The 10,452-nt window shown below is 67.9% G+C and carries 9 protein-coding genes and 1 pseudogene; 5 read left to right on the top strand and 5 right to left on the bottom strand.

Annotation, left to right across the window (positions count from 1 at the left end; all coding sequences use genetic code 11):
• On the bottom strand, positions 1-2,353 hold a 2,353-nt coding region (locus H7290_RS13615), incomplete at its 3' end, for a 5'-nucleotidase C-terminal domain-containing protein (protein ID WP_290514566.1).
• Between the two features lie 282 nt (positions 2,354-2,635).
• Here H7290_RS13615 and deoC point away from each other — a divergent pair.
• From deoC to H7290_RS13635, 4 genes are read left to right on the top strand one after another with little or no spacing between them, the layout of a single operon-like run.
• A complete protein-coding gene (gene deoC / locus H7290_RS13620) occupies positions 2,636-3,583 on the top strand; it encodes a deoxyribose-phosphate aldolase (RefSeq protein WP_290514558.1) in 948 nt (315 codons plus the stop codon).
• Between the two features lie 2 nt (positions 3,584-3,585).
• Complete coding sequence (locus tag H7290_RS13625) at positions 3,586-5,037, top strand: aldehyde dehydrogenase family protein (protein WP_290514559.1); 1,452 nt, start codon at positions 3,586-3,588, stop codon at positions 5,035-5,037.
• Entirely contained in the window at positions 5,034-5,897 is an 864-nt protein-coding gene (locus H7290_RS13630; protein ID WP_290514560.1) for an aldehyde dehydrogenase family protein, read from the top strand. The genes H7290_RS13625 and H7290_RS13630 overlap by 4 nt, the downstream gene beginning before the upstream one ends.
• A gap of 8 nt (positions 5,898-5,905) precedes the next feature.
• Entirely contained in the window at positions 5,906-6,469 is a 564-nt protein-coding gene (locus tag H7290_RS13635) for an ATP-binding protein (protein ID WP_290514561.1), read from the top strand.
• Here H7290_RS13635 and H7290_RS13640 read toward each other — a convergent pair.
• The 4 genes from H7290_RS13640 to H7290_RS13655 form a co-directional block, all read right to left on the bottom strand.
• Positions 6,436-6,663, bottom strand: a complete 228-nt coding sequence (locus tag H7290_RS13640; RefSeq protein ID WP_290514562.1) for a hypothetical protein — start codon at positions 6,661-6,663, stop codon at positions 6,436-6,438. The two genes, H7290_RS13635 and H7290_RS13640, sit on opposite strands and share 34 nt — an antisense overlap.
• Entirely contained in the window at positions 6,623-7,252 is a 630-nt protein-coding gene (locus H7290_RS13645; RefSeq protein WP_290514563.1) for a TetR/AcrR family transcriptional regulator, read from the bottom strand. The genes H7290_RS13640 and H7290_RS13645 overlap by 41 nt, the downstream gene beginning before the upstream one ends.
• Positions 7,253-7,446: 194 nt before the next feature.
• Positions 7,447-9,306, bottom strand: a complete 1,860-nt coding sequence (locus H7290_RS13650; protein WP_290514564.1) for a SulP family inorganic anion transporter — start codon at positions 9,304-9,306, stop codon at positions 7,447-7,449.
• Positions 9,303-9,647 carry a metalloregulator ArsR/SmtB family transcription factor gene (locus H7290_RS13655; protein ID WP_290514565.1) on the bottom strand — a complete coding sequence of 115 codons (345 nt, stop codon included), beginning with the start codon at positions 9,645-9,647 and terminating at the stop codon, positions 9,303-9,305. The genes H7290_RS13650 and H7290_RS13655 overlap by 4 nt, the downstream gene beginning before the upstream one ends.
• 124 nt (positions 9,648-9,771) lie before the next feature.
• Between H7290_RS13655 and H7290_RS13660 the strand changes: the two are divergent.
• Positions 9,772-10,452, top strand: a pseudogene (locus H7290_RS13660) (phosphoenolpyruvate carboxykinase); the annotation flags it as partial.

Here is a 10,452-nt window from a genome sequence, read left to right on the forward strand (position 1 = left end):
CCGCCCGGGGGCCCCCCCCCGCGGTGCCCGCCCGGGGCGGGGCCGGCGCCGCCGGGGGGGCGGAGGCGACGCCCGCCCCGACGACGAACGTCCCGGCGACGGGAGCCGCCGCCGGGTCGTCAGCCTGCACCGACGTCGAGGCCTTGGCCACGGTGAGTGTCGTCGTGCCCGACCCCGGACCGAAGTCCGCATCGCCGCTGTAGGCGATCGTCAGCTCGTTCGCTCCGGCGCCGAGGCCCTCGGTGTCAACCGTGAACGACGCGGTGTCTGCGCCCGAGAGGGTCTTCTGGCCAAGCTGCGTGGCTCCCTTGGACAGCGTGACCGTGCCCGACGAGCTGCCGCCGGACCCGGTGACAGTGACGTCGACCGTGGCATCGTCACCGAACACGGCCCCCGTGCTCGCGGCCGTGACGGTCGCGGCCTTCTTGACGAGCAGCGGGATGCTCGCCTTCGTGCCGGTCGGAAACGCCGTGGTCTCGATGTTCATCGAGCCGACCTCCCCCGCGGGGAGCTGGAACGTGAACGGAGCACTGGCACCTGCCGTCACGCCCTTCGACCCGAGCCTCCTGCTCTGGCCCGCGCCGTACAGGAGCCTTGCCGACACCGAGGTGTTCTTCTGGCTTCCGAGCGACGTCAGGTCGAGCTTGGGCAGCGAGAAGGTCACGCTCGCGCCGGACCCGTAGGCGGACTTGACGCCGTTGACCTGCACCGATCGCCGGGCGTAGTCCGGCGACACCGGCCCGTTGTCGCTCAGATAGTCGACGAACGCCTGGTAGTCGACGAGACCGGAGTCGACCGACGTGCCCTCGGTGAAGGCCCGGAAGTTGTCACCGCCGGTGCCGAGGAACGCGAACGTCCCGACCTTGTACTCCGCGGCCGGGTCATAGGGGTGGCCGTTGATCGATATCGAGGTGATGCGACTGCCCTCGGGACGTGCAGGATCGAAGGTGTAGCGGACATTCTTCGACAGGCCGAGCTGCAGGTAGGACCGCGAGGGGATGGTGTTGTCCGCGGTGCGCTGCCACTGCTGCTCGAGAACCTTCCTGAACGAGGCCCCTGTCAGCGACACGGTGCTGAGGTTGTTGAAGAACGGCAGCACCGAGCTGGCCTCGGCGAACGTGATGACTCCGTCGCCGTTGGTGTCGCTCGTGCCTGCGTAGAGCAGGTCCGCCCGCAGACCACCTGGGTTGACGACGCCGATGTCGGCACCCGACGGCGAGTCGGAGATCTTGGACAGCAGGGCGTCGGCAACGAGGTTGCCGAGCGTCGACTCACTGGCACGATCGTCGCGGCCGCCGGCGTTGAAGGCGGTGGTGATGTCAGCGGTCTGCTCACCGATCGGCTCGTTGCCCTTGACGGCAGCGAACGCGAGCGCGTCGTCGACGATGGGCTTGACCGCGGCGACGCGCGGGAAGGTCGACGTGAGGACGGAGTCGGCCGCAATCGTCCGGGCCTGGTTCTTCTTGGTGTAGCTCGTGACGGTGCCGGAGGCCTTGTCGAACGTCAGCTCGATCTGACCGACGTTGCCACCGTAGTTGCCGGTCTGCAGCACGGGCCGGGTCTTGATGGGCTCGCCGGGGATGGGCGCGTCGTAGGCGTAGGCCTGGTGCGTGTGGCCCATGAAGATGGCATCGACCTTGGGGTCGGTGTTCTCCATGATCTCCTTGAAGACCGGGCTGTTGTCGATGTTCTGCTGATATGTCTTGGCGCCGTCGGGTGCACCCTCGTGGATCGAGGCCACGATGACGTCGGGCGGGTCTGCCAGCGCGTCGAGCTCGTCGACGGTGTCGTTGATCGCCTCGGTGGGGTCGGTGAAGGTGAGCCCCTGGATGCCGCCCGGGCTCACGAGCGACGACGTCTCCTCGGTGACCGCGCCGACCACGGCGACGTCCACGCCCGCCACCGTGAAGATCTTGTACTTCTCGAGGAGGGGTGAGCTGTCGGCCTTGAAGATGTTCGCCGAGAGGAACGGGAAGTCGGCAGCGTCGGAGAGCCTGCCGGTGAGGTCGTCGGCTCCCTTGTCGAGCTCGTGGTTGCCGGCCGCCGAAGCATCGAGGTCGAGCGCGTTGAGGACATCGATCGTCGGGATGTCACCCTGCGCCGCGGAGGCGAACAGCGAGGCGCTGACGTTGTCGCCTGCGGAGATGAGCAGGGAGTTGGCGTCGCCGCCGTCCTGCCGAAGCTGCTCCACGGTGCCGGCGAACTTCACGGTGTTCGCGTCGATGCGGCCGTGGAAGTCGTTGATGCCGATGAGGTTGAGGGTCACATCGTCAGCGGCATGGGCCGGAGCAACCGCCAGCAGCGGACCTCCGAGGAGGGCGGCGGTGATCACGGCGGCAAGGCGGCGGGACATGGAAATCACTGAGAAAGTCCTTCGAACAACAGAACGGTTAGCGACCCCTGTGGTCCATCCCCCGATGTCAGCGCACCGCCCCGAGGACATCTCCGGAACTCGCTGAGGCACCAGAAGACCGCGCCGCTCCACATCTGTCAACAGTTGGTTGCTGCCGAAACGGTGACAACTCGGTGAACCTCCTCTCCGCCGCAACCCGGGAGTCCCCCGGTGCCCGCCCGAGGGCATAGCCTTGACCGTCGTGGCCCCGACGACGTGGCCGCGACTCCAGGAGGAGGCCACGTGACGGGCGCCACCGCGTCATTGCGCACGATTCTCGGCGGGCTGCCGGGCGTCGACCAGGTCGGACTCGAGGCCCGTGCCGCGGGTCTCGGCACCCGGTCGATCAAGACCACGTCCAAGCAGTGGGCCATCGACCTCGCCATCTCGATGGTCGACCTCACCACGCTCGAGGGCTCCGACACCCCCGGCAAGGTGCGGGCGCTTGCGAACAAGGCCATGCACCCCGACCCCACCGACTCGACCTGCCCGTCCGCGGCCGCGGTCTGCGTCTATCCCGACATGGTCGCCGTCGCGAAGCAGACCCTCGCCACCGGCTCAGGCCGTGCTGGCACGCTCAAGGTCGCGAGCGTCGCCACGGCCTTTCCGTCCGGACGGGCCTCGCTGGAGGTCAAGCTCGCCGACGTCCGTGATGCCGTGGCCGCCGGAGCCGACGAGATCGACATGGTCATCGACCGCGGGGCGTTCCTCGCGGGCGACTTCCAGCTGGTCTTCGACGAGATCGTCGCCACCAAGGAGATGTGCGTGCGCGGCGACGGCACCCACGCCCACCTGAAGGTCATCTTCGAGACTGGTGAGCTGCAGACCTACGACAACGTCCGCAAGGCTTCGTGGCTCGCCATGATGGCCGGCGCCGACTTCATCAAGACGAGCACCGGCAAGGTGCAGCCCGCCGCGACGCTTCCCGTCACCCTCGTGATGCTCGAGGCCGTGCGGGACTTCCGGGCCGAGACCGGGCGCCAGGTGGGCGTCAAGCCGGCTGGTGGCATCCGCACCTCCAAGGACGCGATCAAGTACCTCGTCATGGTCAACGAGATCGTTGGCGACGACTGGCTCGACCCCGAGTGGTTCCGCTTCGGTGCGTCGAGCCTTCTCAACGACCTCTTGCTCCAACGCCAGAAGATGGCCACCGGCCGTTACTCCGGCCCCGACTACGTCACCCTGGACTGATCATGACTGCTGCAGGAAAGTTCGAGTACGCGCCGGCGCTTGAGTCACGCGCGATCGTCGACATCAAGAGCTCGTACGGGCTCTTCATCGGCGGAAGGATCGTCGAGGGCAAGGGTGGATCGTTCGCGTCGATCAGCCCCTCGACCGAGGAGGTTCTCGCCGAGGTCACCGAGGCGACGGCTGACGACGTCGACGCAGCGGTCAGGGCGGCGCGCAAGGCCTACGACAAGGTCTGGTCGACGATGCCCGGCAGCGAGCGGGCGAAGTACCTCTACCGCATAGCCCGCATCATGGCAGAGCGCTCGAGGGAGTTCGCGGTGCTCGAGTCGCTCGACAACGGCAAGCCCATCAAGGAGTCGCGCGACATCGACCTTCCGCTGGTCTCGCAGTGGTTCTTCTACTACGCGGGGTGGGCCGACAAGCTCGGGCATGCGGGGCTCGGTCCTGACCCTCGGGCCCTCGGCGTCTCCGGCCAGGTCATCCCCTGGAACTTCCCGATCATGATGCTGGCGTGGAAGATCGCACCCGCGCTGGCGGCGGGCAACACCGTCGTCCTCAAGCCGGCCGAGACCACTCCGCTCACGGCGCTGCTGTTCGCCGTGGTGTGCCAGCAGGCCGAGCTGCCGCCGGGCGTCGTCAACATCATCACCGGCTCTGGCACCACGGGCCAGGCACTCGTCGAGCACCCCGACGTCGACAAGGTCGCGTTCACGGGGTCGACCGAGGTCGGCAAGGCCATCGCCCGTGCTGTCGCCGGCACCCGCAAGAAGGTCACCCTCGAGCTCGGTGGCAAGGCCGCCAACATCGTGTTCGACGACGCGCCGCTCGATCAGGCCATCGAGGGCATCGTCGGCGGCATCTTCTTCAACCAGGGCCACGTCTGCTGCGCCGGGTCCCGCCTCCTGGTGCAGGAGAGCATCCACGATGAGGTGCTCGAGCGGCTCAAGCGCCGCATGACGACGTTGCGCATGGGCGACCCGCTCGACAAGAACACCGACATCGGCGCCATCAACTCCGCCGAGCAGCTCGCCCGCATCACCGCGCTGTCCGACATCGGCGACGCCGAGGGGGCCGAGCGCTGGTCCGCCCCCTGCGAGATTCCCGACGAGGGCTTCTGGTTCGCCCCGACGATCTTCACCGGCGTCACGCAGGCACATCGCATCGCCCGCGAGGAGATCTTCGGGCCGGTGCTGTCGGTGCTGACGTTCCGCACCCCCGCGGAGGCGGTCGAGAAGGCCAACAACACCCCGTACGGCCTGTCGGCGGGCGTGTGGACCGAGAAGGGCTCACTCATCCTGTCGATGGCCAGCCAGCTCCGCGCCGGAGTGGTGTGGGCCAACACGTTCAACGTCTTCGACCCGGCATCGCCCTTCGGCGGTTACAAGGAGTCCGGCTACGGCCGCGAGGGTGGCCGCCACGGCCTCGCCGCCTACCTGCAGGGAGCCAGCGCATGACCCGCATCGACGTCCGCAAGACCCACAAGCTGTACATCGGCGGAGCCTTCCCCCGCTCGGAGTCGGGCCGCACCTTCGAAGCGGTCGATGCCACCGGCGGGTTCATCGCGAACATGGCTCTTGCCTCGCGCAAGGACGGCCGCGATGCGGTGCAGGCTGCCCGCAAGGCGTTCGGCGGCTGGTCGACGCGAACGCCGTACAACCGCGGCCAGGTTGTCTACCGCATCGCTGAGGTCATGGAGGGTCGCCGAGACCAGCTCATCTCACAGCTGCGCCAGGCCGAGGGCCTCACCGAGAAGAAGGCGATCACGTACGTCGACGCCGCGATCGACCGTGTCGTCTGGTACGCCGGGTGGGCCGACAAGTACGTCCAGGCCCTCGGCAACGCCAATGCGGTGTCGGGTCCGTACTTCAACCTGTCCACCCCCGAGCCGACCGGAGTCGTCGCCATCGTGGCTCCACGCGGTCCGCTGCTCGGGCTGGTCTCCGTCATCGCTCCCGCCATCGCGACGGGCAACACCGTCGTCGTCATCGCCAGCGAGCAGCACCCCGTGCCGGCCGTGACACTGGCCGAGATCATGGCGACCTCCGACCTGCCCGGCGGGGTCGTCAACATCCTCACCGGCACGGCGGCCGAGATCGCACCGTGGCTGGCGTCGCACATGGACGTCAACGGCCTCGACCTCGCCGGCGTCGACGATCCAGACCTCGCGGTCTCTCTCGAGGTGGCCGCGGCCGACAACCTCAAGCGTGTGCTGCGCGCTCCGACCTCCGCGGTCGACTGGCTCGACGAGCCGACACTGACGCGTCTCGAAGCATTCGTCGAGACGAAGACCGTATGGCACCCCATCGGCGTCTAGTGGGCGTCGTGATCCTCGCCGGGCCGTCAGGGTCTGGCAAGTCCCATCTCGCGGCGAGGCTCGGTTGGCCGGTGCTGCGACTCGATGACTTCTACCGCGACGCCGACGCGGCAGGCATGCCCCTCTCGACGCTCGGCATCGTCGACTGGGACCACCCGTCCTCGTGGGACTCGGTCAACGCGGTGGGCGCCATCGCCGAGCTGTGCGCCTCAGGTCGGGTCGAGGTTCCCGTCTACGACATCACGACCAGCGCACGTACCGGGACGCAGACACTGGCGGCTCCCGGGGGGCGTTTCATCGCCGAGGGACTCTTCGCTCCCGTCATCGTCGACGCGTGCCGCGATGCCGGACTGCTCGATGCGGCGATCTGCCTGACCCGTCATCGCGTGCCCACGTTCGGCCTGCGACTCACCCGTGACCTCCGGGAGGGCCGCAAGCCGCCGTGGGTCCTGGTGCGTCGCGGTTGGCGGCTCATGCAGGACGAGCCCCGCATCGTCGCCGAGGCCGTCGTCCACGGCTGTGAGCCGATGACGCCCCGTCAGGCGCGGGAGCTGCTGCTCAGCTCGTCCTGACGCATCGCAAGCGTCGGCCAGTCCGAGGACGGGCTGATCGGCCACGCCAGCCCGATCAGCTCGAGGCGCGGATATTCGCCGCCGGGGAGGTTGCCGTCGATGCCGACCCCGTCAGTCGACTCGTCGCGCGTCAGCGTGCTCGACCCGGACGTGTCACGGCATCGCGGTGGTGACCCCTTCGGGCGCGCGAACATGCATGGCAGCGTCAATCAACGTCTCGGCGGCTCGCCTGGCGTGCCGGGCGAACTCCGGGTCGCCGGCGATCGCCGCGGTGGTCTGCGCACCTTCGGCGACGACGGCCAGCTGAGGTGCCAGCCACTCGGGAGCACCCGCCTCCGCCACGAGTCCGGCGACATAGTCCTGGAAACCGGCCTTGTGTGATCGGACGATCTCCGCCAGCGAGTCGGTGGTGCCGCCCATCTCCCCGAAGGAGTTGATGAAGGCGCAGCCCCGAAAGTCGTCCTCCTCGAACCACGTCCCCAAGAAGTCGAAGATCGCAAGGAGACGGTCGCGCGGCGAGCCCACCTCGTCCGTCGCGGCGGCGAGGCCGTTGACCCACATCACGTGTCGGCGGCCGAGCACCTCCTCCACGACGGCCTCCTTCGACGCGAAGATCCGATAGAGACGCTTGAGTGACACGCCCGACTCGGTCCGCAGGGCGTCCATGCCCACCGCCTGGATGCCTCGCGCGTAGAACAGCCGGTCAGCAGCCCTCACGACACGCTCGCGCGCCTTTTCGTCGGACAGGAGCACGACAACGGGTCGACCATCCATCTGGGTCATGATTCGATCCTCCCCCACCTTCGCCGTCACTGCCCGGGTACAACGGCTTGCTCCACCTGGGCTTGCGAGGAGAACGAAGGTTCTCTGCGTGTGCCTCCGCACAGAGAACGCGCGCTCTCTTCGATCAGGCGATCGGACCCGGGCACCATCACCGTCCGCACGGAGAACAGCGCCGGCGGCTCGAGCGGCAGAGCTCAGTCGCCGTGGCGACGGAGCGAGCGGGCCAGGAGCTCTCTGGCCTGCTCGCCCTGCACCAGCCCACGAGTCAGCCGATCGTTGTCTTTCAGGTCGGGGATGAAGAGTGCTCGTCCATTTATTGACGGTTCACCCGAGGACGCGCGGCGTGAGGCGAGCGACGTCAGATGATTCGCGCCGAGAAGCTCCCGTGCGTGCGCGATCGCTGACGGAGTCTCGCCGAAGACCCGCCCCTCACTGCGCAGCTTGTCGCCGATGCCGAGGGAGGCGAGGACTCCGTCGTGATGGGGAACGATCCCCGACAGCAGGACGATGATTCCGCGATGCTCGAGCTTCGTGATCGCATCACCGAGCAGCCGCGCACCGGTCGAGTCCATCGTGGTCACCCTCGACATGCGCAGGATGACGACCTTGACGTTGGCGATCTCGGGCAGCTCGAGCAGGAGACGGTGGGCGGCGGCGAAGAACAGGGGTCCGTCGAGCCGGTAGGCGACGATGTGTTCGCTGAGGAGCTCGTGCTCCTCGACCGCATAGTCACCGACCTCGAGGGGCACCTTGTCGATGCGCGCCGTTCGCGCCACCGACCGGAGGGCGAGAAGGACGGCCACGGCGACGCCCACCCCGACGGCCGTGACGAGATCGATCGCCACCGTGACGGTGAACGTCAGCCCGACGATCAGTGCGTCTGAGCGACTGGACCGCATGAGCGTGCGGATCGAACCGGCCTCGACCATCCTGATGCACGTCGCGAACAGCACCCCAGCGAGCGCCGCGAGCGGGATCTTCGAGACCAGCGGGGCCGCGGCGAAGATCACCACCAGCAGCACGAGCGAGTGCGTGATTGCGGCCATCCGAGATCGGGCGCCCGCGCGGACGTTGACGGCCGTCCGGGCGATGGCAGCCGTCGCCGGCACCCCGCCGAACACCGAAGCGGCGACATTGGCAAGCCCCTGTCCGAAGAGCTCGCGGTCCGGGTCGTGCTGCTCGTTGGCGCTCATGCCGTCGGCCACGGTGGCGCAGAGCAGGCTCTCGAGCGCGGCCAGTGCCGCAATGGCGAGCGCAGACGTCATCAGTGCCCCGACCGCACCGACGTCGATGAAGCCGAGAGAGGGGGCGGGCAGGCTGCCGGGGAGGTTGCCGAGCGGTGTCAGACCGAGGTCGGCGACCTGCGCGAGCAGCGTCACCGCCGCGATGCCCAGCAGAGAGAACGGCACACCCGGGCGCCATCGCGCGCCGATCAGCATCACCGCAACGACCGCCAGCGCGGCCAGAGGAGAGGCGATCGAAGGGTGCTGGACGTAGCGGACCACGGCGTCGACGGCGCCCGCCCACACCCGGTCGCCCGAAGCGTCCGAGACACCCAGCGCGGACGGGACCTGCTGCAGAGCGATGACGACCGCGATGCCGGCGGTGAATCCTTCGATGACCGAGACCGGCAGGAACCTGACCCAGCGACCCAGCTTCGCCACGGCCATCACGACCAGGACCAGCCCGGCCATGAACCCGACCATCAGCACAGCCGACACCCCGTACTGGTGGACGACCGGGACGAGAACCACCGTCATCGCGCCGGTGGGGCCCGAGACCTGCAGGTTCGAGCCGCCGAACACGGCGGCGACGATGCCGGCGACGACCGCGGTGGCGAGACCGGCCTGCGCTCCGAGCCCCGAGGCAACGCCAAAGGCGAGCGCGAGTGGTAGCGCGACGATCGCGACGGTGAGGCCTGCGAGCAAGTCGCGTCGGGGGTCCCTGCCGGCTGCGGCGACGTCTGCCCGCCTGGGCAGAAGGTCGATGGTGCGTGTTCGGGCTGCCAGCAGGAAGGCGGCGGCGGACGATGCCCTGGGTCTGTTCAGGTTCACACCGTGGCGACCGATTCGCGCAACTCGGCCACCATCGTGCCTCGATCGGACCACATGTCAGCCAGGATCCGGCGTCCGTAGAGGAGCAGGTTGGCCACATCGGGCGTGCTCAGCGTGTAGAACACGGCGGAACCTTCGCGCGAGGAGGTCACGAGCCCGGCCCGGCGGAGCACGGCAAGCTGCTGCGACAGGTTGGAAGACTCGACCTCGATGGAGGCGAGCAGGTCACTCACCTGGCGCGGTCCACCCTGAAGGAGCTCGAGGACCCTGATGCGGACTGGGTGACCGAGGGTACGGAAAAGCTCGGCTTTTGCCTGGTACAGAGGGACGTTTGACGTCATCTTCCACCTCGCAGCTTCGACATGATTGAATCCGTGTGATTGATGTTACCTACAATACATCAGATGAAAAACTCTTCACATGACGTAGTCTAGAGCCGATGCCCGCCGCTAGCAGAAGGAACCGATGATGGTCGCAGACAGCGTGAAGACCAACTACCGAACGAGCCACGGACCGCTCCAGCGGTGGGTCGACGAGGTGGCGAGGCTCACCGGGCCCGACCAGATCCACTGGTGCGACGGCACTCCCGAGGAGTGGGTGGCGCTCACCGACGGACTCGTTTCCGCCGGGACGTTCGTGCGCCTCGACGAGCAGAAGAAGCCCAACTCGTTCTGGTGCGCGTCCAACCCCAGCGACGTCGCCCGGGTCGAGGACCGCACCTACATCTGCAGTGTCGACGAGGCCGACAGCGGCCCGACGAACAACTGGATGGAGCCGTCGGAGATGAAGGACCTCATGACGAAGCTCTACCGGGGTTCGATGCGGGGCCGCACGATGTACGTGATCCCGTTCGTGATGGGCAGGGTCGACGCCGAGCACCCGATGTTCGGCGTCGAGATCACCGACTCCCCCTACGTCGTCGTGTCGATGACCGTCATGGCGCGCATCGGCCGCGGCGTCCTCAACGCCATCGAGGACGGCACTGTCGACTACGTGCCGGCGCTGCACTCCATCGGCGCTCCCCTGGCGGCCGGTCAGGACGATGTTGCCTGGCCGTGCAACGACACCAAGTACATCGTGCAGTTCCCCGAGGAGCGCATGATCTGGTCGTACGGATCCAGCTACGGCGGCAATGCCCTGCTCGGC

The sequence above is a fragment of the Aeromicrobium sp. genome (assembly GCF_014378035.1).
Lineage (GTDB): Bacteria > Actinomycetota > Actinomycetes > Propionibacteriales > Nocardioidaceae > Aeromicrobium.

Bases quoted from the DNA above. Each gene is read 5' to 3' on its own strand.
- H7290_RS13625 (WP_290514559.1), top strand. From the start codon at position 3,586: ATGACTGCTGCAGGAAAGTTCGAGTACGCGCCGGCGCTTGAGTCACGC.
- H7290_RS13630 (WP_290514560.1), top strand. From the start codon at position 5,034: ATGACCCGCATCGACGTCCGCAAGACCCACAAGCTGTACATCGGCGGA.
- H7290_RS13640 (WP_290514562.1), bottom strand. From the start codon at position 6,663: ATGTTCGCGCGCCCGAAGGGGTCACCACCGCGATGCCGTGACACGTCC.
- H7290_RS13645 (WP_290514563.1), bottom strand. From the start codon at position 7,252: ATGACCCAGATGGATGGTCGACCCGTTGTCGTGCTCCTGTCCGACGAA.
- H7290_RS13655 (WP_290514565.1), bottom strand. From the start codon at position 9,647: ATGACGTCAAACGTCCCTCTGTACCAGGCAAAAGCCGAGCTTTTCCGT.